Origin of the sequence: Arthrobacter sp. HS15c (assembly GCF_040812005.1) — a bacterium.
GTDB lineage: Bacteria > Actinomycetota > Actinomycetes > Actinomycetales > Micrococcaceae > Arthrobacter.
Genome location: NZ_JBFOHM010000009.1, coordinates 219,572 through 241,915, shown reverse-complemented (window position 1 = coordinate 241,915; position 22,344 = coordinate 219,572). Strand labels below are relative to the sequence as shown.

22 protein-coding genes are annotated in these 22,344 nt (G+C 67.1%); 11 read left to right on the top strand and 11 right to left on the bottom strand.

Features of this window, described 5'->3' with window-relative positions:
* Nucleotides 1–41: 41 nt before the first annotated feature.
* On the top strand, nucleotides 42–590 hold the full coding sequence (locus ABV518_RS16590; protein WP_367768841.1) for a hypothetical protein: 549 nt from the start codon (nucleotides 42–44) through the stop codon (nucleotides 588–590).
* Between the two features lie 30 nt (nucleotides 591–620).
* Nucleotides 621–998 (top strand): hypothetical protein, encoded by a 378-nt coding sequence (locus tag ABV518_RS16585; RefSeq protein WP_367768839.1) that lies wholly within the window; start codon nucleotides 621–623, stop codon nucleotides 996–998.
* A gap of 27 nt (nucleotides 999–1,025) precedes the next feature.
* Here the strand turns inward: ABV518_RS16585 and arfB are convergent, their stop codons facing one another.
* On the bottom strand, nucleotides 1,026–1,448 hold the full coding sequence (gene arfB / locus ABV518_RS16580) for an alternative ribosome rescue aminoacyl-tRNA hydrolase ArfB (RefSeq protein ID WP_367768836.1): 423 nt from the start codon (nucleotides 1,446–1,448) through the stop codon (nucleotides 1,026–1,028).
* A gap of 83 nt (nucleotides 1,449–1,531) precedes the next feature.
* On the opposite strand from arfB, the gene ABV518_RS16575 reads away from it, so the two are divergent.
* The 4 genes from ABV518_RS16575 to ABV518_RS16560 all read left to right on the top strand — a co-directional run bounded on the left by ABV518_RS16575 (nucleotide 1,532) and on the right by ABV518_RS16560 (nucleotide 4,751).
* Entirely contained in the window at nucleotides 1,532–1,735 is a 204-nt protein-coding gene (locus ABV518_RS16575; RefSeq protein ID WP_367768834.1) for a hypothetical protein, read from the top strand.
* Nucleotides 1,736–2,069: 334 nt separating this feature from the next.
* On the top strand, nucleotides 2,070–2,558 hold the full coding sequence (locus tag ABV518_RS16570; protein ID WP_367768831.1) for an HAD domain-containing protein: 489 nt from the start codon (nucleotides 2,070–2,072) through the stop codon (nucleotides 2,556–2,558).
* A 116-nt stretch (nucleotides 2,559–2,674) separates the two neighbouring features.
* Entirely contained in the window at nucleotides 2,675–4,120 is a 1,446-nt protein-coding gene (locus ABV518_RS16565) for a short-chain fatty acid transporter (RefSeq protein WP_367768828.1), read from the top strand.
* A 133-nt stretch (nucleotides 4,121–4,253) separates the two neighbouring features.
* Complete coding sequence (locus ABV518_RS16560) at nucleotides 4,254–4,751, top strand: Gmad2 immunoglobulin-like domain-containing protein (RefSeq protein WP_367768826.1); 498 nt, start codon at nucleotides 4,254–4,256, stop codon at nucleotides 4,749–4,751.
* A gap of 65 nt (nucleotides 4,752–4,816) precedes the next feature.
* Here the strand turns inward: ABV518_RS16560 and ABV518_RS16555 are convergent, their stop codons facing one another.
* Complete coding sequence (locus tag ABV518_RS16555; RefSeq protein WP_367768823.1) at nucleotides 4,817–5,290, bottom strand: GNAT family N-acetyltransferase; 474 nt, start codon at nucleotides 5,288–5,290, stop codon at nucleotides 4,817–4,819.
* 192 nt (nucleotides 5,291–5,482) lie between these two features.
* Between ABV518_RS16555 and ABV518_RS16550 the strand changes: the two genes are divergently transcribed.
* Together ABV518_RS16550 and ABV518_RS16545 are read left to right on the top strand one after the other, a co-directional pair.
* The gene (locus ABV518_RS16550) at nucleotides 5,483–5,956 is read left to right on the top strand and encodes a DUF805 domain-containing protein (protein ID WP_367768820.1); all 474 of its coding nucleotides are present in this window, start codon (nucleotides 5,483–5,485) and stop codon (nucleotides 5,954–5,956) included.
* A 281-nt stretch (nucleotides 5,957–6,237) separates the two neighbouring features.
* On the top strand, nucleotides 6,238–7,347 hold the full coding sequence (locus ABV518_RS16545) for an acyltransferase family protein (RefSeq protein ID WP_367768817.1): 1,110 nt from the start codon (nucleotides 6,238–6,240) through the stop codon (nucleotides 7,345–7,347).
* Here ABV518_RS16545 and ABV518_RS16540 read toward each other — a convergent pair.
* From ABV518_RS16540 to ABV518_RS16515, 6 genes are all read right to left on the bottom strand, one after another.
* On the bottom strand, nucleotides 7,344–8,615 hold the full coding sequence (locus ABV518_RS16540) for an MFS transporter (protein WP_367769007.1): 1,272 nt from the start codon (nucleotides 8,613–8,615) through the stop codon (nucleotides 7,344–7,346). The two genes, ABV518_RS16545 and ABV518_RS16540, sit on opposite strands and share 4 nt — an antisense overlap.
* Nucleotides 8,616–8,734: 119 nt before the next feature.
* Nucleotides 8,735–9,931 (bottom strand): VWA domain-containing protein, encoded by a 1,197-nt coding sequence (locus tag ABV518_RS16535; protein ID WP_367768814.1) that lies wholly within the window; start codon nucleotides 9,929–9,931, stop codon nucleotides 8,735–8,737.
* Nucleotides 9,928–12,258: a DUF5682 family protein gene (locus ABV518_RS16530; RefSeq protein ID WP_367768811.1), complete on the bottom strand. Its 2,331-nt coding sequence runs from the start codon at nucleotides 12,256–12,258 to the stop codon at nucleotides 9,928–9,930. The genes ABV518_RS16535 and ABV518_RS16530 overlap by 4 nt, the downstream gene beginning before the upstream one ends.
* A gap of 3 nt (nucleotides 12,259–12,261) precedes the next feature.
* Entirely contained in the window at nucleotides 12,262–13,368 is a 1,107-nt protein-coding gene (locus ABV518_RS16525) for an AAA family ATPase (protein WP_367768808.1), read from the bottom strand.
* Nucleotides 13,365–14,816, bottom strand: a complete 1,452-nt coding sequence (locus ABV518_RS16520) for a DUF5691 domain-containing protein (RefSeq protein ID WP_367768804.1) — start codon at nucleotides 14,814–14,816, stop codon at nucleotides 13,365–13,367. The genes ABV518_RS16525 and ABV518_RS16520 overlap by 4 nt, the downstream gene beginning before the upstream one ends.
* Complete coding sequence (locus ABV518_RS16515; protein WP_367768801.1) at nucleotides 14,813–16,111, bottom strand: SWIM zinc finger family protein; 1,299 nt, start codon at nucleotides 16,109–16,111, stop codon at nucleotides 14,813–14,815. The genes ABV518_RS16520 and ABV518_RS16515 overlap by 4 nt, the downstream gene beginning before the upstream one ends.
* A 384-nt stretch (nucleotides 16,112–16,495) precedes the next feature.
* Between ABV518_RS16515 and ABV518_RS16510 the strand changes: the two genes are divergently transcribed.
* Together ABV518_RS16510 and ABV518_RS16505 are read left to right on the top strand one after the other, a co-directional pair.
* On the top strand, nucleotides 16,496–16,825 hold the full coding sequence (locus tag ABV518_RS16510) for a YegP family protein (protein WP_367768797.1): 330 nt from the start codon (nucleotides 16,496–16,498) through the stop codon (nucleotides 16,823–16,825).
* A 32-nt stretch (nucleotides 16,826–16,857) separates the two neighbouring features.
* Entirely contained in the window at nucleotides 16,858–17,793 is a 936-nt protein-coding gene (locus ABV518_RS16505) for a 5'-3' exonuclease H3TH domain-containing protein (protein WP_367768794.1), read from the top strand.
* Here the strand turns inward: ABV518_RS16505 and ABV518_RS16500 are convergent.
* Nucleotides 17,790–19,523, bottom strand: coding sequence for a DUF222 domain-containing protein (locus ABV518_RS16500; RefSeq protein ID WP_367768791.1), 1,734 nt, complete (start codon nucleotides 19,521–19,523; stop codon nucleotides 17,790–17,792). The two genes, ABV518_RS16505 and ABV518_RS16500, sit on opposite strands and share 4 nt — an antisense overlap.
* Nucleotides 19,524–19,753: 230 nt before the next feature.
* Here ABV518_RS16500 and ABV518_RS16495 point away from each other — a divergent pair, with 230 nt between their 5' ends.
* Nucleotides 19,754–20,875, top strand: coding sequence for a zinc-binding dehydrogenase (locus ABV518_RS16495; protein ID WP_367768787.1), 1,122 nt, complete (start codon nucleotides 19,754–19,756; stop codon nucleotides 20,873–20,875).
* A 52-nt stretch (nucleotides 20,876–20,927) separates the two neighbouring features.
* Here ABV518_RS16495 and ABV518_RS16490 read toward each other — a convergent pair whose 3' ends face one another.
* Together ABV518_RS16490 and ABV518_RS16485 are read right to left on the bottom strand one after the other, a co-directional pair.
* Nucleotides 20,928–21,836, bottom strand: a complete 909-nt coding sequence (locus ABV518_RS16490) for a DUF1905 domain-containing protein (protein WP_367768784.1) — start codon at nucleotides 21,834–21,836, stop codon at nucleotides 20,928–20,930.
* A 51-nt stretch (nucleotides 21,837–21,887) separates the two neighbouring features.
* Complete coding sequence (locus tag ABV518_RS16485; RefSeq protein ID WP_367768781.1) at nucleotides 21,888–22,301, bottom strand: hypothetical protein; 414 nt, start codon at nucleotides 22,299–22,301, stop codon at nucleotides 21,888–21,890.
* Nucleotides 22,302–22,344 lie beyond the last annotated feature (43 nt).

Below are 22,344 nucleotides of genomic sequence, written 5' to 3'. Positions count from 1 at the left end.
GCATGCTTGGAGTGTCCGCAAGACATAGCAGGAGGTGCGAAATGCGGCAGCAACGAACAGCAGCCAATGTCCTGAAGCGCGAGGTTACCGTGACGGTACGCGAACACAGCACCGCCCCGGCCACTCTGCTTTTCGATGTCCTCGCTGACTTGCCCCGCCATCCCGTCTGGGGAGGTGCCGAGGCGTCAACGCTTTTATCCATGGAAGCCCCGCAGGGGCAGGCCACGGCTGGGACGGAGTTCACGTCCACGGCCGAGGACGCCATCTGCCGGATGCGGGATTCCTCCGTGGTCACCGAAGCGGTTCGGCCCTCGACGTTCGAGCGGGTCACTGAATCCGCACTGGAATCCAAGAGGGACGGGACACCGGCTGACTGGCTCCTGGTACACCGCTACGACATACGGGCGGACGGAAGCCAGAGCGACATCTCCTACACCTGCCGCCTGGTCCGCGCGACCGCGCTGCCCGGCCTGTTGGTGATGTTCGGAACTCCCGTTTTGCGGTCGCTCGCCGTGCGCGAGTGGACGCGGGCAAGCAGGGCAGGTCTGCGGCGGCTTGTCGCAGCGGCGGAAAATGCAGCGCCGGAATGACCGGCGCGGAGACAAGGAAGGAATACGACGATGGCAAAGCTTTCAAAAGATGACGAAACCGCGAGGGTGGAGCGCATGACCGGCTATGAGGGCCGCTACCGGGAGGCAGACGGCTACACCATTGCCTTCGAAAAATTCGAAGAGGGAGGCGATTTCACCCCGTTCTATCAGGGCTTGCCGGATGACCTGTGCCAGAGCCACCACTGGGGATACGTCGTCCGGGGCCGGCTGATCATGCACACGCCCGCCGGAGATGAGGTCGTCGAAGCGGGCGAGGCCTACTACACGGCTCCCGGCCATACTGATGAGCTTGCTCCCGGCACGGAGCTGGTGGAGTTCAGCCCGACCGAGGAACTCGCCCGCACCCTGGCCGTCGTCGCCCAGAACCTGCAGTCCGAAGCGACCTGATACACAAGCATGGCACCGCCGGGCGAGCTACTCGGCGGAAGGCCGTTTTCTTTGCTGTTTCGTCACGGCGCGCTGCTGCTTGGCGGCGAGGCGCCGGCGGTTCGAGCCCCGGGTGGGTTTGGTCGCCCGGCGGCGGGGAGCCTCAGGAGCAAGACCCTCTGCCACGAGGTCGGCGAGCTTGGCCAGTGCGATCTCGCGATTGCGCAGCTGCGAGCGCTGCTCGGAGGCGGTCACGGTGACAACCCCCGCGATGAGGCGCCGTTCCAGGCGCGTGAGGAGCATCAGCCGTTGACCGTCTGAAAGCGCCGCCGAGCCGCCGACATCCCAGAAGAGCTCGACGCGACTGTCCGAGGTGTTGACGTGTTGCCCGCCCGGTCCGGACGACCGTGAAAACCGCCAGCCAAGTTCCGACGCGGGTATGGTGAGCGCCGTCGAAACCTCCAGATCCATGCATCAAGCCTTGCACAGTATGGGTTCGGCCGGCCGCACCCGTCCCAGGAGTAGGGTTTGACCTAATCGACGAAGGGGTCAACGTGAGCTACAAATATCGAACCGTCCGGGTTCGCGGTACCGAGCTGGTTGGAACAATTGCCCGGAAGCACGGGAGCCCGCCTGACATCTATGAAACGTCCAAGGACCCGAGCACATCAGTTGTGCCGGTGTTCTTCGAGGCGACGGGCGAGGTCCGTTTCTTCGACAGGTCCGTGCTGGAGGACGTCGTGGCGCCTGCCGGCTAGCTGCCGGACCGGGACCACACAGGCGTAGCCAAAATTGCCCGGATCTTGAGCAGATAAGGCGTGTCAGCCGGAATTCCGGAGACTAGGTTTGGCTTAGTGGTTCAGGCAGATGGACCCCCACCTTCAGTGGTCGGAGTATCAAATGGCTGACAGTAAACGCAGTGAGCATGCGCGCCGGAGGGCTGAAGCGAAGGCAACGGCCGATCCGGGCAAGGCCGCAAGCAGCGGCGGGAAGGATCAAAAGGAGCCTTCTGACAAGGCGCCCGAGCCGCGCCGCGTGCCTGGCCTGCATGGCTACGACCCCAGCCAATGGCCTGACGCGCGGCTATAGGCCATGGTGCCTGCCCTGAGGCCGATTATCCTCCTGGACATCGATGGCGTGCTCAACCCGGTGGTCCGACCGGGTGGCGCCGGGGACCGGGCCGGGTTGTGGCTGCCGGAAGCCAAAGTTTCCCTCGTCCGAAGGCTGGCACAGTGCGGCCGGATTGCGTGGGTGTCCACGTGGCCGGCGGACCAGACGGCCAGCCTGGAGTCGCAGCTGGAACTGGACGTGGCACCATTGCGCGTGACGTTGACGCTGCGGGCCGGTGACAGCGATGAGCCGACGCCGAAACTCCGTTCGGTGCGCCGGTGGCTAAGGCGAATGGAACTCGCGGGCGAAGCGGACTGGGACGCGGTGGTGTGGATCGATGACGTACTGGGGCCCGACGCGCGGGAATGGGCGTCCACCCACACCCAGCCGGTGCTGCTGGAACGGCCCGGTCCGGCGCAGGGAATGTCGGAAGTGCACGTCGTTGCCGTGGAGGTGTTCGTTGATGCCTGACCCCAGGGCCGAAGGTCCGGGGCGCACGGGCTTCCGGTCCCGACATACCGGGCTGGGTGAAGATCAGGACTAGAGTCCGTCGGGTACAAGATCGTACTCAATGGAGAGGCAGTCCCTTGGCAGACACAGTCCTGACGAGAAGCGGAACCGAAGAACGAGGTCTCGCCCGAATTGCCCAACGGATGGCGGCCTGGACCGAGAAGTGGTTCCCGGATGCCTACATCTTCGCCCTCGCCGGCGTGGTCATCATCGCCCTTGCCGCCCTTGCCATCGGTGCAACACCCCAGTCGATTGCCGATTCCTTCGGGAACGGCTTTTGGGACCTGACGGCGTTTACCCTGCAGATGGCCATGGTGGTACTCACCGGTTACGTCGTGGCGACCTCCCCGCCGGTAGCCAAACTCATCAACCGGCTGGCCCTCGTCCCGTCCACCGCCCGCATGGCGGTCAGCTTCGTGGCGATGATGTCGATGTCCGTGTCCTTCCTCAACTGGGGCCTCAGCCTCATCTTCGGCGGCCTGCTGGCACGGGCCATTGCGCGCCGCAAGGACCTCACCGTGGACTACCGGGCGCTCGGTGCGGCCGCGTTCATGGGCCTCGGGGCCGTCTGGGCGCTGGGCCTGTCCTCCTCCGCCGCGCAACTGCAGGCCACCGCGGCCTCGCTGCCGCCGGCCCTGCTGAAGATCACCGGCATCCTGGACTTCGGCACAACCATCTTCACGTTGCAGTCGCTGCTCACGCTCGTTATCCTGATGGCCCTCACCACCGTGATCGCTCACTTCTCCGCGCCCCAGGGTGGTGCGATCCGCACAGCGGAGGATCTCGGCGTCGACCTCGACGACGAACCCAGCGAACCGGCGCCCCGGTCCCGCCCGGGCGAGTGGCTCGAATACAGCATGATCCTGCCGATCCTCGCCGGCATCCTGACACTGGGCTGGCTGGTCTCCCAGTTCCTGACCAAGCCGTTCCTGACCGTAGTGAGCAGCCTCAACGGCTACCTGCTGGTCTTCCTGATCCTGGGCCTGGTGCTGCACGGGACGCCCCGGAACTTCCTGCAGGCCGTCACCAAGGCTGTGCCGGCCACCGCCGGGATCCTGGTCCAGTTCCCCCTGTACGCGGCGATGGCGGCGATCCTGACCAAGGCCACCGGCCACGACGGAATGACCATTTCGGCGCACCTTGCCGGGTTCTTCTCGGACATCGGCGGCAACGGCGCGTTCGCGGTCGTGATTGCGCTCTACACCGCCGTGCTGGGACTGCTCGTCCCGTCCGGCGGCGGCAAGTGGCTTGTGGAGGCGCCCTACGTGATGCAGTCGGCCACCGATGTGCAGATGAACCTCGGCTGGACCGTGCAGATCTACAACATCGCCGAGGCGCTGCCCAACCTGATCAACCCGTTCTTTATGCTGCCCCTGCTCGCGGTGCTGCGGCTCCGGGCCCGGGACCTCGTCGGCTTCACCTTCCTGCAGTTCGTGTTCCACCTGCCCGTGGTGCTGCTGCTGGTCTGGCTGCTGGGAATGACGTTCGACTTCGTGCCGCCCGTCATCCCCGCAGCGAAGTAAGGCAGGCCGGCCGGCCATGGCCGACGGCGGGCGGAACCTGCGACGGATTCCGGCGCCTCAGCTGCCAATAACGCCGCGGTAACGGCTGATCCGTAGGTTCAAGGCGGAACGACCATCTACCGGGAGGCATGCTGTGGCGCCGCGACTCATCGAAATACGCCAGCCCAAAGCGAACGACGTCGTGGGCCGGGAGTTCACGATCGCCGGGTTCGGGACCGGGTTCGAAGCGACGGTCCTCTGGCGTGTGCTTGACACCGCCGGGCACGTCGTCGCGGCCGGCAACATCCAGGGTGCGGGCAGCATGGGGGTGATCCGCGACTTCGGACACCAGGTCTCGCTCGGCGGTTTTTCTGCCCGGGCCGCCCACCTGATGCTTCAGGTATTCGGTGACGATCCCTCCGGGATGCACCCGCCGGGGCCCGACCTGAACGTCGTCCCGGTCACCGTCTTCACCGGGCTGGAGGGTTTTAGGCTCCACGAAGTGGTCAGCGGCGACAACCTGACCAAAATCGCCCGGGAGCAGGGCCAAAACACCACGGCCGACGATATTTTCCAGGCCAACCGGGACAGGATCAGCAACCCGAACCTGATCTTTCCCGGCCAGGTTTTCCGCGTCCCGCTCCTCGCCTGACGCCCGGGCGTGAATCCGTAAAGCGTGCCCGGCGAGGGGTCATGTAGGACAAAGGGTGGCCTGGCTCAGAGGCGGAGTTCCATAAAAACGCTGTTCGGATCCAGCGCGTAGCCTGCAAATGGCGGGCACTCGGTGAAGCCGTTGCGGGTGTAGAGCCGCCGTGCGGGGGCGAAATACTCCTCGGTTCCTGTCTCGAGGAAGATGCGCCCGTAGTTCCGGCTCCGGGCTTCGTCCAGGATGTGTGTGAGCACGAGGGTGGCGACGCCGCGCCCGCGCGCACTTGCCGTGGTGCGCATGGACTTGATTTCACCGTGCTTGGCCGTGCTGTGCGGGGAATCGAGGAGTTTGAGCGCCCCGCATCCCAGGAGTTCGCCGTCCTCCCGTGCCGTCCAGAACGTGATCAACGGTCCGGACAGTGCTGCGTGGTCCAGTGCGTGCACGCTTCCGGCGGGCGAGGTGGCAAACATGTCTGCCAGGTGCTCGCTCAGGAGTTGGTCGACATCGGGGCGCGAGGGGTCATCGTGGGCAATGTGAATCATCGCTTCAAATTTAGCCGGTCCACCGAAGCGTCAGGAACCCCATGAATCAGCCCGGGTGGGAGGGAGTCGCAGTAACGTTCACAGCGGAACGGGCGTCAATCGAAGTAAATTTTGTCCATTGAAAGGCTAAATACCCCCAAGGGGCCATACGATGGGCACGTCTCATCACTCAAAATTTTCGGGGGAATCACCATGAGCTATCCGCAATACCCGCAGCAACAGACGCCGCAGCAGACCTTGCAGGGCGGCGAGCCGCCGCTTTGGGCACCGTACTACGGTGCGCCGTTGCCGGCAGCCGTCAAGCGGTTCTTCAAGAAGTACGCCACGTTCTCGGGGCGCGCCAGCCGGAGTGAATTCTGGTGGTGGGCCCTTGTTTCCTTTGCCGTGAGCATTGTCCTGAACATCATCACGTCCGCGACGACGCCCGCGAGCCTGGACAGCGCGCCAGCCCTGGGCGCCGGGAGCATTCTGGCCGTCCTCTGGGCCCTTGCCACTCTCGTTCCGTCCCTGGCGCTCCTTGTTCGTCGCCTGCACGACGCCGGCTTCAGCGGCCTTTTGGCTCTCCTCCTGCTGGTGCCCTTCCTGGGCGCGTTGGCTGTGCTGGTCCTGACGATCCTGCCGTCCAAGCCGGAAGGCCAGAAGTACGACCAGCCTGCGGGGACATAGCCCGCAACCTCGCCGGTAGCATACGCGGCTGACTTACCACTGCAGAAGGGCCCGTTCCTGTGAACGGGCCCTTCTGTGTTTCTCCACCATTCCTCCGCTTTTCCGGCCACACCTGAGTGCCTTGCGGGGTCGGGCGCTCAGGTTTCGTCCAGAAAAGTCCGGAAGACTGGAAAGTTGCGGGCCTGGCGCCTGCCATCAGATTCATGTCAACAGACGAGGGCCGGTTCTTGCCCAGATTCAGCCGCGGCTGGAACCGTCCAGACGAAAGCCCCGGAGGTTATGTGACGTTGCTCATTGGTGGAACCGTGGAGACGGCCGCCCGGCAGACTACCGTGCGCCAAAGGCTGGACGGCCTGGATGTCCTCCGCGGGGCCGCCGTTGGCGCCGTTCTCCTGGGGCATTCCTGGCCCGGAGTCTTCCAGGGCGCCGGCATCGTCGGGGTGATTGTGTTCTTTGTGCTGAGCGGCTACCTGATCACAGGTGTGCTGATGAGGGACATCGAGCGGCACCGCAAAGTCCGCTACGGCCGCTTTTACGCGCACCGGGCCTTCCGCCTGCTGCCGGCCCTCATCGCGTTCCTGGGCGTCTACGCCATCGTGGAGCTGGCCGCTGACGTCCTCGGGGACCGGTCCAAGGGAATCATCGGCTATACGCTCCTTGCCGGTTTCGGCTACCTGAAAGACCTGCCGCTGCCGTTCGATGTCAGCATGGCCATCGGGCCGCTCTGGACGCTGGCGGTGGAAGAGCAGTTCTACCTGATCTGGCCAGCATTGCTGGTGCTCGCCCTGCGGAAGAACCGGCAGGGACGGCTGGTTGGCTGGTCTGCCGCCGTCGTCGTGTCACTGATGACGGCGAGCGTCCTCGCGATGCTGATCCTTGCCCCGCACCTCCATTCGCTGGTTTATGCACTGCCGACCACGTGGGGACTGGCGCTGATCATTGGTTCGGCCCTGCGCCTGTACCGGGTCCGGATGTTTAGCTGGTTCTCCGGCCCCAGGATGAGGCGCGCTGCCCTGTTGGGTGCCGCTGCGGTCCTGGCCTCGCTGATGTTCTTTCCCAAAGCCAACGAGACTCCCGCCTTCTTCTTCATTGGCGGCCCGCTGGCCATGGCTGCGGCCGCTGTCCTGGTGGTGCTGGCCGCCTCCCGGTCAGGCAGGATGCCGCAATGGACGCGGCCATTGCAGCTGCTGGGCACGGTTTCCTACGCGGCGTACCTCTGGAACTATCCGGTCATTCTTTGGCTCAACCACGGATCGACTGCCGACCTGCCGCCGCTCGTGGCTGTGTCCGCGATCCTGCTGACGCTGGTCCTTGCCGTGGTCAGCTGGCACACGGTCGAGAGGCTGGGCCGCATGGGCCGCGAACGTTTCGACAAGTACTGCGGCGGCTAGGGACTGGTTTGCCCGGCCGATGGCTTAGGTGAGGCGTTGGCTTCATCGGCCACAGCTGCCTGCCTCCGGCTGGCCAGCAGGAACGGAATGGCCAGCATCTCGATGACGCCGCCGATGGCCAATGACGCCGGGTAGCCGTACAGATCGGCTCCCCGGCCGAGCAGCGGCTGCACCACCACACCGCCGCTTGATCCCATGAGTGAATCGAAGCTTAGGACTGTGGCCCGCTGCTTCGACGGGATCATGTCGTTGACGTAGGCCTGCCGTACCGGTGCTGCTGCCGAGCCGATCAGGGCCCACATCGTCAGCAGGACCAGGGCCAGCCAGAATACCTTAGTAAACCCGAGCGCGAAGAGAATCAAGGCGCCCACGATGCCACTGACGATCAGCAACGACGTGCGCTTGCGGAACAACCCGCGGGCATAGGGGGCGAGCCAGCCGCCAATCACCTGCGCGACGGCGACGATTGCCGCTGCCAGCCCCGCCACGGAGTACGCATGAGGGTCGCCGAATAGCTCCAAAAGGTAAGGCTGGAGGGCGTAAAAGACGTAGATTCCGACGCCGGCGCTGAACGGCGCGGCCAGCATCACGTATCGCACGGGGGGATTCTTCAGGCCGCCTTCGATGGATGCAGTAAGAACGGCCCGGGTCGCCCGGAGGGGATGCGTGGAGCGTTCCGGGGTAAACCCGACATCGCGCATGAGTCCAAAAGCCACTCCGAACATCGCAAGCAGGACGCCCACCCGCAGCAGGAACGGTACGCCCAGGTTGGTGGCCTGGGCGATCACACCACCGGCCGACGAGCCGATGAACATGGCCACCCCCGACACCATCAGCCCGCGCCCGAACACTGCCTCCAGGCCGCCGTCGTAGCCTGAGAACCGCAACGCATCCACCAGCCAGGCCTCGACCGCACCCGAAAAGAACGTAAAGCCCAGGCCGAGCAGGACCGACACCACTGCCCAGGCCCAGAACGGGGCGGAAACTTGCCAGAGTACATAGTAAAAGTAGGTTGAAACGGCGAGGGTCACGGTCCCGAGCAGGAACGATGCCCGGCGGCCCCAACCGTCGGCCACCACGCCGGTGGGTACCTCGAACAGCACCATACCGACTGTGAAGAAGGCGTTGGCGGCGAAGGCCTCGAAGTTGCTCAGGCCGGCGTCCAGCAGGAACAGCGTGTTGACCCCCCAGATGAAGGAAGCCGCGAGGGTATTGCCCAACGTCAAGGTGAGGTAGATGCGCTGGATTTTTCGGGCGGCAGCGTTCATCGTTTCGCCGTCCCCGCCACGGCGAGTTGTGACCACGAGGCCATTCTCGTCCTGTTCAGCGCCGTGTGCCAGAGCGCCGTACAGCCGGCCCTTCCGTGGGCAGGGTGACAGGTCTCCCGCTACGCTTCGTGGCTCGTGGGAATGTCCTGCGAAGCTGCCCATTCGCCCACGTCCCGGCGTTCAATGGCCGCCGCCATCAGGTCCGGAAACAGGTCCGGCGTGCAGGCGAACGCCGGGACGCCGATCCCTGCAAGGGCCGCAGCGTGGTTCGAATCGAACGACGGATGGCCGCTGTCACTCAGCGCCAGGAGCGCGATCATGGTGGTTCCTGACCCCACGATGGTGGCCGCCCGCCGCAGCATTTCCTCCGCAATCCCGCCCTCGTAGAGGTCGCTGATCAAAACCAGGATGGTTTCGGTTGGCTGGGTGATCTGGTCCTGGCAATACGCCAGGGCACGGTTGATGTCCGTGCCGCCGCCGAGCTGCACGCCAAACAGCACGTCGACGGGATCGTCCAGCTCGTCGGTCAGGTCCACGACCTCGGTGTCGAAGACCACCAGGCGGGTGCGCACCGACCGAAGCGAGCTGAGCACCGCCCCGAACACGCTGGAATACACCACGGATTCGGCCATGGAACCCGACTGGTCGATGCACAGGATGATCTCCCGCTGGATCTCGGTGCTGCGCCGGGCGTGGCCCACCAGCCGCTCCGGCACGATCGTCCGGTATTCGGGCTGGTAGTGCCTGAGGTTGGCGGCAATGGTCCTGTTCCAGTCAATGTCCCGGTGCCGGGGCCTTCGCGTCCGGGCCGCCCGGTTCAACGCTCCCGACACTGCCTGGACTGTCCGTGCCCGCAGGCGGTCCTCCAGCTCGTTGGTGACCTGGCGGATGACAGCCCTGGCCGTCTCGCGTGAATGTTCGGGGATCACCCGGCCGAGGCCCACCAGCGTGCTGACGAGGCCGACGTCGGGCTGTACAGTGCGCAGCATCTCCGGCTCGAGCAGCAACTGGCGCAGCCCGAGCCGGTCCATGGCATCCGCCTGCATCACCTGCACCACGGTGGACGGGAAATAGCCGCGGATGTCGCCGAGCCAGCGGGCAACCCGTGGACTGGACGCGCCGAGGCCGCCGCGGCCGTTCTTCTCCGCCCCGTACAGGTCCTCCAGCGCCTGGTCGCGGCGCGCGTCATCGGCGGAGAGCTCCACGCTGTGGCCGTCCACCGTGATGATGCCGTCGGCATCCTGCCCGCCGAGCACCAGGCGCCAGCGGCCCAGCCGTCCGCGGCGGTTGTCGCCATCAAGGTCCGTTTCCGTCACGCGATCGCCTCCCATCCGAGGTACCGGGCCATGGCCCGGACGGCGGGGCCCGCGGCCGCCAGGTCCAGTGTTGCCTCGCCGGCTGTCTGGACGATGCCGCCCATGCGGCTCACCTGCTCGCCGATTTCCCGCCGCTCCGGCCGGCTGAACGCCGAAAATGTCCTGCGAAGGAGCGGCAGCACGTCGTCGAAGACTTCGCCGTCCACGCCGGCGACCCAGTCGTCAACGATCTGCAGCAGGCGCCGGTCGTAGATGAGCAGCGTTGCGTCGCCGGAGAGGAGTCCGTCCAGCCATGCCGCGGCTTCCCGCGCCGGAGTGGCGGCTGAGAGCCGGCGGCTGAGCCTGGCCGCGGCGTCGTTCCCGTCCACCAGGCCCGCGTCCAGGAGCAACCTGGTGGCGCGCCCCGCCACTGCTCCGTGGATCCGGTCCGAACCTGCGACGGCGGCGAGCGCGCGGTGCCAGTCGTCCAGCGGCAGGTCGGGCAGCAGGGACAGTCCTTGCTGGGCGGAGTCGACGGCGCGCCGCATGGCGTCTGCGGCCTCGTCGTCAAGCCCGGCGCACGCCGTTGGCAGTCCCACAGAGGCGCGGACCACCGTTGTGTCCAGGATCTTCCGCACCCCGGTGACGTCAACGCCGCGCACGTTGCCGTACCGGCAGGTCCGGGCAAGCGGTGCAACGGTTTCCAGCAGCGGCGCGGCGTCCTGCTGCAGGGCGGTGCGCTCGGCAAGTACCTGCACAACGCCGCCAATGCCGTCCGGCAGGTCGGCGAGCAGGCAGCCGGCGAGCAGGTTGCTGAGCTCCGTCAGGCTGCGGGCGTCCTGGGCGCGTTCGGAGACGTAGGCTGCGGCGGCCGAGGCGACCGTGGTGCCGTAGCGGCTGGCTTCCACCACTGCTATGGCCAGTTCCGGCTGCCACTGGAGTGTCCACACCTCCTTGAAGGTGCCTGTGGTCCGGCCTGTTTCGGTCTGGACGCCCCACTCGATGCCAAGCAGCGCCAGCCGGTGGAGCAGGACCGAGCGGGCCAGTTGGTTGGCCTTGCGCAGGTCGAGGGTGAGGACTTCCTCCATGGCGCTTGGTTTCCAGCGGAGCCTTCGCTGGGTGGCGGCGAGGTCGGCCGCCAGGGGGAGGGTCGGTGCGGACTCCGGCACGGTCCCCAGTTCGAGTCCGACCGTGAGTTCGCGGTGCACCAGCGCCAGCGGCAGGGGTGAACCGTCGCACAGCACCGCCTGCGCGGCGTCGTCCAGTTCTGCCAGTCCGGGGCTGGGCCGCCCGCGGACGGCGGCCAGGGCGTTCGCCATCCGGCTTGCCTCGACGACGGAGGCCGTTGACGCATCGAGGTTTTCCCGGCGCAGGGCGTGGGCTACCCGGACCAGCCAGGTGGTGGACACCTCCGTGCCCGGATCCTGCGCCATCCAGTGGGTGAAGAGATGCTGGTACCAGCCGGGCGCCGTGACGCCGGCCCCGTACCCGCTGTGCCGGCTGAGCCGGTTCGAGGTCCACGGTACCCACGTGACGGCGACCTTGGCCTTGGGCAGGCCGGCGAGCACCTTGTTGTCGGCAGACGCCGGCGGAAAACCGGCGGGCAGCAGCGCCGGGGCGTGGTAGGCGCCGCACACCACGGCGATCCGAGCGTGCCCCTCGCGCATGGCGGCCCGGATCAGGCGCCGCATCGAGGCCTCCCGCCGGTTGTTCTCCATCACGTCGGGATGGCCGCCGGGCCTGTCGTCGGCCGCGCGGATCTCCGCAATGGCTTCGGTGAGCGCCGCGAACCGGTCGACGGGGTCAGTGTTCCGGTGCTCGACGGCGTCCTCCCACCAGCGCTCGGCGTCACTGTACCCGGCGGCGTCGGCCAGCATCGCAATCGCGTCCGGGCGGTACGGCTGCTGGGTTTGCGCCGGAGGTTCTCCGCCCTCGGTGGAAGGACCGACGTCGGCCGCTGTGTCCTCCCCGTCCACGGACGACGGCGGCCCGGCAGCTTCCTCCGCCAGGCGGAGCGCGAAGGTGTGCGCCGCCGGCAGGTCGATGGCCCGCACCTGGGCGCCGGTGGACAGCGCCCAACGGACCGCTACCCATTCCGGCGAGAAGCTGGCCATCGGGTAGAAGGAAGCCATCCGGGGCTCATCGGCCGCGTAGATCAGCCCGGCGACGGGCGGCATCATGTCCGGATCGGACAGCAGGGGGATCACCTGGTCAAGTTCGGGCGGGCCCTCCACCAGCACCAAGTCCGGGCGGAGGCTGGCCAGTGCTTCGGCGACCGAGTGCGCCGAACCCGGGCCATGGTGCCGGATCCCCAGGACGTGGACGTCTGCCATCGGGTCCGTTGCCACAGGTCAGTTCGACGATTCGAGGTCGCGGCAGGCCCTGTACAGGTCCTTCCACTCCGGCCGGTTCCGGACCACAGTTTCCAAGTATTCCTGCCAGATGACCCGGTCCTGCACGGGATCCTTGACCACCGCGCCCACCAGGCTGGCCGCCACATCCTGGGCCCGGACCGTTCCATCACCGAAGTGGGCGGCGAGCGAAAGCCCGTTGGTCATCACCGAGATAGCTTCGGCGGTGGAGAGTGTCGCGGAGGGTGACTTGATGGTGGTGCGCTGGTCCTGGGTCACGCCGGCGCGCAGTTCCCGCATGACAGTGACCACGCGGCGGACCTCGGAGAGCGCGGCCAGGTCGGCCGGAAGCTCCAGGGCGGCGCCGAGGCTGCGGACCCGGCTGGTGACGATCTCCACTTCCTGCTCGATGCTGTCCGGAAGCGGCAGCACCACGGTGTTGAAGCGGCGGCGCAGCGCCGAGGACAGATCGTTGACGCCCTTGTCGCGGTTGTTGGCCGTCGCGATGATGTTGAACCCCTTGCGCGCCTGCACTTCCTCGTTGAGTTCGGGGATCGGCAGGGTCTTCTCGCTCAGGATCGTGATCAGGGAATCCTGCACATCGGACGGGATCCGGGTGAGTTCTTCCACCCGGACCACGCTTCCGGTCTCCATTGCGCGCATGACCGGCCCGGGGACCATTGCCGCCCGGGAGGGGCCGTCGGCGAGCAGCCGCGCGTAGTTCCAGCCGTACCGCAGAGCCTCTTCCGGCGTGCCGGCAGTGCCTTGCACGACCAGCGTGGAGGAGCCCGACACGGCCGCGGCGAGGTGCTCGCCCAGCCAGGTTTTAGCGGTGCCGGGCACACCAAGAAGCAGGAGGGCGCGGTCTGTGGCCAGGGACGCGACAGCGATTTCGACCAGCCGTTCCGATCCCAGGTATTTCGGCGTGATCTGCACTCCGTCCGGCAGCGTGCCGCCGAGGATATACGTGGTCACTGCCCAGGGAGACAGCCGCCAGCTGGGCGGCCGGGGCCGGTCGTCGACGGCGGCCAGTGCAGTGAGCTCGTCGGCGTAGGCGTTCTCGGCGTGGGCGCGAAGAACGTCTGTGCCGGTCTGGGCATCGGTCATTTGAAGGCCTCCGTGAGGGATTGTCGGAACGATTGGTACTGCACGGCATCACGAAGCACGCGGCGCCGTGCGGCGTCGTCGTCGGACCGCTCCAGCAGGCGCCGGGCCTCTTCGGTTGCCTCGGGCGGGAGCGCCGCGGGAAGGATGTCGGCCAGCAGGGCCGCCAGCTGGCCGCCGTTTTTGGCCGCGATCTGCCCGAGCACCGCGTTAGCCAGGCCAGGTCCCCAAGGTTTTGGCAGGTCACGCAGTGGCGTGGCCACCGTGAACGGGTTGGAGGTGCCGCCCCGGATGTGCCGCACGAGCATGTCCTCACGCTCGTCCGGGGGCAGGAGCTTGAGCAGCCGCAGGTCCGTGCGGACCTCAAGCAGCGCACGCGCCCAGCCAAGGTCGGCCCGCTGGGCGGCCGTGGTGAGGATGGTTTCGAGGACGCGGGTTTCGCCCTTGAGCAGTGCCACGGTCGCCGCCGGGCCGCGGCCGGACACCGTCGTCCAGACATCGAGCGGGGCGCCGCGGACGACGGCGTCGAGCCGGCCCAGCCGGTCGGGTTCACCACTGCGCGGTTCCGGAGCGATCCCGTCCCTCAGGGCGGCCGCATCGGGCCCGGGCGGGAGGTCGATCTCGAACTGTTTGCGCAGCACGCCCTTGACGCGGAGCAGCGGAAGCAGCCGTGCGGCCATGCGTGCCGCGCGGGCACTGGCCGGGAGCCGGTCCAGCAGGCCGGCGGCAACCTCCCGCACGGTCTTGGCCTTGTCGTCGAGCGCACGCTCCAGCAACTCCTCGTCGCCGTCCTGGAGGTTCGTGCCGAAAGTGGCCAGGTGGGAGGCGCGTTCCCGGGCGCCGAGGCTGTCCCAATGTGTGCCGAGCTGCCCGCGGGCGGCGGCCGGGTCAACGCGGCGGAGCCGTTCCAGTTCCGTAGTGGCGTCGGCGCTCTTCAACTCGGCCCAGTCTTCCGGCTTTCCCGGCCCGGGTTGGGAGGTGCCGGCTTTGAGGTCCTGAAGCCAGCGGCCCCTGGTTCCAATAGCGGGATGCAGGTGCTTCGCTACGCCGGGTTTGGTGTCTGCCAGGGACAGCAGCAGGGGCAGCACCCGGTGCGGCACCCGCCGTCCGTACGCTCCGGCGGCCTGGAGCCAGTCCGCCACCAGCTGGCTGCGGAGTTCCAGTCCGACGGGCGGCTGGGTGAGGAGCAGGTCCAGCAGCCTGGAAGCCTCACCTGACGCTTCGGGCGCATCGTCCGGCGGCGCGGGCTCAGGCAAGCCGGCCACGTCCAGGGTGCTGCACGCTCGGGCGGCGCGGGTGACGGCGTCCGCCAGGGCTGCCTGGTCCAGCAGCGACTCCTCACTGGACCGGCCCTCCGGCGGACGGACACCCAGTTCCACAGGCGGCGGCGGCGCCGGGTGCCGGGCGGTGCCAACAAGCGCCGCCGTTCGAAGGTCCGACAACCACGTCATGGCGTCACCACCGCTCCGCCGACGACGGCGGACAACGGCCGCACGCGGCCCTCTTCCAGCTCGCCGAACAGGTCCACCGCGTGGCCGCCGGTCAGGGCCAGCAGGGAGTCCAGTGGTGCATCGACCAGCGGGAGGGCGTTCCCGGATGCGTCCCGCAGCCAGCCGTCGCCGCCGGGGGAGACGCGGACCCCGGAGAGCAGCACCGGGTGGCGCCCACGCCACAGGGAGAGGGCCACGGCAACCGATTCGGCTTCCAGCGCGTCCGGGATGCTGCCACCCTCGCCAAGGCTGGTTGCCGTCCCCAGCGGGGCCACGGGACTGGTGAACATGGCCCGCCGGGGTCCGGAGCCCGGGTACCGTGCGACGGTGGCATCCAGCAGCGCGCCGGCCAGCTGCGGGGTCGCCAGCGACTCGCTCTGCGCGGCAAAGTCGAGAACGACGACGACCGTTCCGTCGGGTGCGCGAAGCCAGGTCCGCTGCTGCTGGATCCGTCCGTCGTCGCTGCGGTGGGCGCCCAGCACCAGCCACGGACCGGGCAGGGCCTCCGTGCCCTGGACGTCCGCCGTCGGAACCGCCCAGCCAACGGCCACCCGGAGATCGGCGAGCTCGTCCGGCGTCAGGGTGTCGCGGATGCGCCAGGCTTTGGTCACGGCCCACCAGCGGCCGGCGCGGAGGAGCAGGTGGTCGGCCCAGTCGGCCCGCGCATGCACGTCCGAGCCCATGGCGCGCACCTGTTCAGCCAACCCCGGAAGCTGGGCGTCAACCAGCCGTGCTGCCACGCCGTCCCACCAGGAATACGGCTGGGTGCGGGCAGTTGCCAGGCCCGTCCGCACCAGATCCGTCAGCCAGCGGGCAAAGTCGTCAATCCCGGAATCCATCAGGGCCATCCGGTCGGCCAGCCGCTTGGCCTGTGCCGCAGGGTCCGCCGGCTGGTCAGACTGGCGTCGTTCGCGCACCGTGGCCCGTTCCGCCCGCTGGGACGCCCATTCCTGGGCGAAATCCGCGGTCTCCGCGCCGCCGTCGGCCGCTTCGCCGCGGGACCAGAGAAGCAGCAGCGCCAGCGCGTGCTTGCAGGGGAATTTCCGGCTGGAGCAGGAGCACCGGTAGGCAGGGGCGGCAGTATCCACGCTCACCTGGTAGGGAACCTTGCCGCTGCCCTGGCACTTCCCCCAGACCAGGACGTCATTGCTGCCGGTATCGGACCAGGGGCCGGGATGTGCCAGTTTACGGGCCGCCGCCAGGGAGGACGCGTCGGGCGCGGCGCTGACCACCCGTTCCTCGCTCCATCGCCCCATGAAGCACATTGTGCCTGATGTCACAGACAGCGCAAAGAGAGGCAGCGCAGAGTGAGCCGCAGGTTCTGCACAAGATTGCCTGAAGTTGGGTCCTTGCATGGGAGTCTGCAGGTCAGGCCGGAAGGGGATAGCGGGCCGTGGTCGGTGTGGCTGGTTCCTGCCTACCCCGCGGAAGGGCCATGCGCAAGGCGGTCCGGAACGCTGATGGCTTAATTCCAAGGTCTTGCGTGCACGCCATCAGCTAAGCGAGACTCGTTAGGAACTTAATGCACCGATCAATGGGATTGCACAACAAAACCAGCGATAAGGGACGCAGCGTCGCGTCCCGTCAGCTCAGCGGCAAAGCCGCCGCTGGGTTTGATCGCGCAGACTTTGAGGAGAGCCATGGCCGGCATGTTTGAACTTTATATGGACGCAGAGTCCTATTTCAGGTTCCGTCTCACAGCGCCGGATGGAACCGTAATGGCGGTTTCCAAGGCCTTCGACACCAAGACAGCCGCGGTTGCCGGCATCGCAGAAGTGCGTGAGTACGCCGGCATGGGACACATCACTGACCTCAGCCCGACGGCCCGGAAGGCAGCGCAGCCGGATATTCGCGACGTCCCCGTTACCCAGGTACATGAAGTCCGGCGCATTCCGGCCGCCGACCTTCACTCCCACGCCAGGAATTCCCGTCAGCCCGCCCTCGGGCCCCGGTGGGCCGGCGCGATCTAACGCGGCCGGGTGTGTTCGTGTCAGGATCAGGTATGCCAGATCGCCTGATGCTGCTCGATACCGCTTCCCTGTACTTTCGCGCCTTTTACGGCCTGCCGGACACCATCCGCCGGCCCGACGGGACGCCGGTGAACGCAGTCCGCGGCCTGCTGGACATGATTGCCAGGCTCACCACCGACTACGGCGCGACCCACCTCATTGCGTGCTGGGACGACGATTGGCGTCCGCAGTGGCGCGTGGATCTTATCCCCACCTACAAGTCGCACCGGGTCGCGGAGGTGGTGGCGGATGCCGCTGATGTCGAGGTTGTCCCGGATGCCCTCGAAGCCCAGATTCCGTTGATCCGGCACGTTCTCGACCTGGCCGGTATCGCTGTCATCGGCGCTGCTGAACACGAAGCCGACGACGTCGTAGGCACGTACGCCAGCCACGCAGAGCTCCCTGTCGACGTGGTGACCGGGGACCGCGATCTTTTCCAGGTCGTAGACGACGCCCGCCAGGTACAGGTGATCTACACAGCGCGGGGGATGAGGAACCTCGAAATCGTGACGGACGCCGTCGTCGTCGGAAAATACCGGGTGCTGCCCGAACAGTACGCGGACTACGCGACGCTCCGGGGCGACGCATCGGACGGACTGCCGGGAGTCGCCGGCATCGGCGAGAAGACCGCCGCGTCGCTTCTGGGCGAGTACGGCACGCTGGAAAGCCTGCTCGCTGCGGCAGCTGACGGGGCAGGCGGAGTCTCCGCGTCCGTGCGGTCAAAGCTCGCAGCGGCGGCCGACTACCTTTCGGTCGCCCCCACCGTGGTGAAGATCGTGCGCGATCTCAGGCTGCCCACACTGGAGGAGGCTGGAGCCCGGCTCCACCCTGTGGACGGCGATTCGCGCGCCGAACTGGAGCGCCTTGCCGTCGAGTGGAATCTGGGCAGCTCAGTCAAGAGGCTGCTGGCCGCGTTTGACCAGCGTTAACGGATCGCGCTGTGGGTAGCTTGTGAACATGCCCAGTCCGGGAACGGGTCTTCGGGTAGGGAAGAGTCGTCGTAGGGTGGGCACTCCCGCGGATCAGGGTCTGGTTCGTCGATGGGCCACTGCATCCGGACCCACTCCGGTAAGGGATCTTCCGGCAGCGGTTCTTGGGGCGGCGGTTGGCCAGGCGGGATGTGGTCGGGCACGACCGGGTCAACTTCCCGTTGGCCGAGTTGGTCCAGGATTCGGGGTGGCCATTGGGGTGGTACCCAGTCCTGGTGTTCGCTTTGGTACCGGCGGCCGGTGGGTGAAATCCATCCGGGCGGTTCGTCTTTGGTGGCTTCGGTGGGTGTCCAGGCTGTGGTGTGTTTGAGCCTATGGTGTTTGCGGCAAAGTGACCCGAGATTGGTGATGCCGGTGTTCCCGCCGTCGGCCCAGGCGAGGATGTGGTCGGCTTCGTTGTCCAGGGAGTGGTTGTTGCAGCCGGGGAAGGAACATTTCCCGTCCCGGAGTCTGAGCCATCGCCGCATCGCCGGTGGGATGCGGTAGTTGGCCCGTCCGATTTCCAGCGGTGCGCCATCCCGTGGATCAATGAGGACCCGGCGGAATGAGGATGCCCCGTCGGCTACGAGTTTGCGCGCCATGGAGGCGGGGATTGGCCCGTAGCCGTCGAGGTCGGCCGGTTCGTCGGTGAGGCCCATCAGGGCAAAGACCGGAACGGTCACGAGGACCTGGGCCGCCGGGAAGGGCACGCGGCCCGAATCGACCCCGTCAAAAGCAGGAACCAGGCCGGCCACGGCCTCATCGACCCCGTCAGCGACCGGAACACCGCCAGCCACGCCATCATCGCTGGTTCTGCCGGCGGTTGCTTCTGGGCTCGGACTGGTGGTGGTGAAGCCGGCGCTGAGGAGCAGTTTCGCGGCGACGTCTGCCCGGAGCTGGGTCAGTGTCCGGCCCTCGGCGGGGCCCTGCAGGGCCCGGGCTGCGGCGGTGACGCCGTTCCAGATCCCGGCCGCCTGATCGGCGGGCAGGTAGGCGGAGAGCCAGGCCATCCCGTCCCGGTCCGGCGCGTACTCCAGCCGCCGGTCCAGGACACTCCTGGCGTGGCGTTTTTCGATGCTGACCGGGTGGTGCCGTTCCCGCCACGTCCGCGCCTTGTGCCGGAACCGGGACGGAACCAGCTCACCGGCCGGGCACCACCGGGCCGGGTGCGCCGTGTCCGGGTCCAGGAAATGCGCCTCCAACGCCGCGGCACCCGCCGGATCGAGACTGGTGGTTTCGTCCACCATGACCCGGGCGTGCTGCCACGACAGGTCCCCGGCCTGCAACGCGGCCAGCGTCAGCGGCAGCGTGGTGGTAAGTTCACGGGACTGCGCCAGCAGGGCCGAGGCCGAGCGTTCACTGACCGTCAAGGCACACGCGACCTCCGACACGACGCCCATCTCCTGGGCTGTGTGCTGGCCCGGACTCATGGCCGGCGCTGCCATGGCCTCGGACGTCCCGACGAACCCGGAAACCAGACGCACCCTCAATCCAGCCACCATGGCATCAACCCGCGCCGAAACGGCCAGCCCGTCCAGGCACGCATCCGCCTGCTCCCGCAAAGGATCCGCACCGCCGTAACCCGCACCGCATGAACCCCGACTGCCTACCCCGCGGCGCACACAGTCAGCCAACTCCGCAGCGGACGCCAAAAAAGCCCCCACCGCCTCCTCAACTGCCCTGCTTTCCATACCCAAATCATCCCGCGAGGATCCGACAAAAACGGCGAAGCAGAAGACCTATGTGGATAACCTCCGACCACCAGAGATTCAACGCAGCGCTGTTTGCTCGGCCGCTCTTTTCCGACGCAGTCGCTGCCCGTATCGTGGTGGGCGTCCCCGGCTGCTGGCCGCGTTTGAGCAGCGTTAGCTGCCGGTGGCATGAGCATCCCAACCAGGGCTCCCCAACGAACGGACCGATTATGCGTGAACTGAATTTCATCAGCACCGGCAAATTGGAGTGGATCGAACGGAACGACCCGGCGCTGATCACGGGTGACGATGCGATCGTGCGCCCGATCGTTGTGGGCCGCTGCGACGGCGACGCGTTGCCGATCCACCATCGCGTCTCGCGGGCCATGCAGGCCGGCTTGAAGACCGGGGTGATCGACGCCGCCGTCGGAAGCATCTGTGGGCCGGTGCCATTCCAAGGACCGTTCGCGATCGGCCACGAAGCGATCGCGGAGGTGGTCGAAACCGGACCGTACGTGAAAAACCTTCGGGTCGGCGACCAGGTAGTGGTGCCCTGGTCTGTCTCGTGCGGGCGATGCGAGACGTGCCGGCGGGGTTTGACTTCCAAATGCACCACGGCGCGCGACGGCCGCACCATCGCCGCGTTCGGTTTCGGGCCGGCAAGCGGCCACTACGGGGGCATGATCTCGGACCTGTTCCGGGTCCCGTTTGCCGACCATATGCTCGTCCCGCTTCCCGTTGGACTCGGCCCCCTGCGGGTAGCAGCGGCCAGCGACAACCTTTCCGACGGTTGGCGCACGGTGGTGCCGCAGCTCCGGGCGCGGCCCGGCGCTAAGGTCCTGGTCCTCGGGGGCGGCGGCAAATCCATCGGCCTGTACGCGGCCGGCCTGGCCGTCGCCCACGGCGCCTCGAAGGTCGATTATGTGGACACCAGCCATCGGCGCCTCGACGTCGCCCATTCCCTCGGGGCCGACGCCCACCAGCGGACCGGGAAGGCGGCAAGCCCCGGGGCCGGGTACGACATCGTCGTCGAGGCCTCAAGCACCGGCGCCGGGATCCGCAGTGCCATCCGCGCCACCGCCCCCGGCGGCATCTGCACGGCCATTGGCTACTACTTCGGCACGAACACCGGAATCCCCCTGATGCACATGTATGCCAACGACATCACCCTGCACCTGGGCGTCTCGCACCCCCGCGCCGTCCTGCCCGAACTCCTGGACTGGGTGCACGCCAACAACTTTCCGGCAGAGAAAGTGACCAGCCACCTGGCGGCCTTCGACGACGCGCCCACAGCGTATGCCGAACACGCCACGAAGCTCGTCCTCCACCGCCCTGCCCTCAGTGGGAACTGAGGGCAACGCTCCCCGGGCGCCGCAAGCACTGCTGCGCGTGCAGGGTTTGCTGCTAGCGCTCCCGGAGGTGATGCTGGCAGCCCACCTCATAGGCCTCCTGCAGCCAGCCTGCCAGCTCGCCGTCAAGGTCGGCAGGTCCGGTGAGGCGGACGGTGTGGATGTGCGTGTAGGGCGTGAGTGTCTCAATTTTCCGGAACCGCGGGGATTCGACCCTGTGCGTGAGCCAGAACTCAACATCCAGCCACGTGTTCGCGGGCCTGGCCCCGGCAAAGCGCACCTTGACCATAAAGGCGACACGATCCCGGTAGGGGACCAGTGTTACCGGACCCATGGCTTCAACTGCCTGTCGCACGACGTCGAAGAGCCGGCGGATTTCGGGTGGCTTCCCCTGGAACGGCTCCTCCACTGTGTGCAAGCCGCACGAGTGGTTCATGTTCCGGGTGACGAACGCCTGGCCGCAGATGGGACATGTCCACAGGGGTCCGGCAGTTCGCTGTCCCGGGGGGTGGACGGGCCTGCCCAGGACCTGGGCCAAAAACTGCTCGATCCGTCGCGCCCGCGTTGTCCGGGACCTGGCGTCCTCGATGAAGCGAACCAGTTCGCGCCGCTCTGCAGCCGGCAGTTGGCTCCATCGTTCCGCGGCGCCTGCTTGATCGTGGAGGGCCAATACGAGGTCACCCGGAGGCGTCACCTGCCCGGCCGCTTGCGGCTGGACATCGACAACCACGGAGTCGCCGGCGTTCAGTCCTGTGGCCGCACGAAGGCCCCCCGAGAGGTACAGGACGTGCCCGGCCTCTTTGACCGGCATCAGGGTTGCGTTGAAGTCCGCTCCTTCAAGGCGACCGGCGACCCTGATGCGGCCCCTGTCCGCAAACGGCATCAACTCGTTCCTTGCCGCATCCGGGATGTCGAGGCAAAGGTTGCGCCCTCGCACGCGCACCACGCCGCTGAAGCGGACCATGCGGCCATTATTTCGCCGCATCGGCAGCCCGGCAAGGGCCCGGGATCCCTCCTAATGCGACCTCGCCGTGGCGAGCCGGTTCAGGGCCAGCGCGCCAACCAGGAGGCCAAAGTCCCGGAGGGCAACGTCATAGAAGCTGCCCAGGATTAAGAGGTTGATGATGATCCCCAGCAGCCAGGCAGCCACAACCAGGGACCCGATGCGCGGGCGGGCCGCCACGAGGATGCCTGCGATGATTTCGACCCCGCCAACCGTGTACATGATGGTCTGCGCAGGAAGCGGCAGCACGCTGGTTGCCACCGGGGCCAGGTAGACGGTCCAGTCGGCAAGGATATTGGTGAACTTGTCCAGTCCGAAAACGACGGGGGCAATGGTGAAGACAGTGCGAAGCAGGAGGAAAGCCTGACGGTCCGGCTCCGCAGCCAGGGTCCGTCCGTTTGCCTTCTCCGCAGCGGTGGCTTTCATGATGATCTCCTTCTAAAAGTAGGTATAAATATTTTAGAACCGC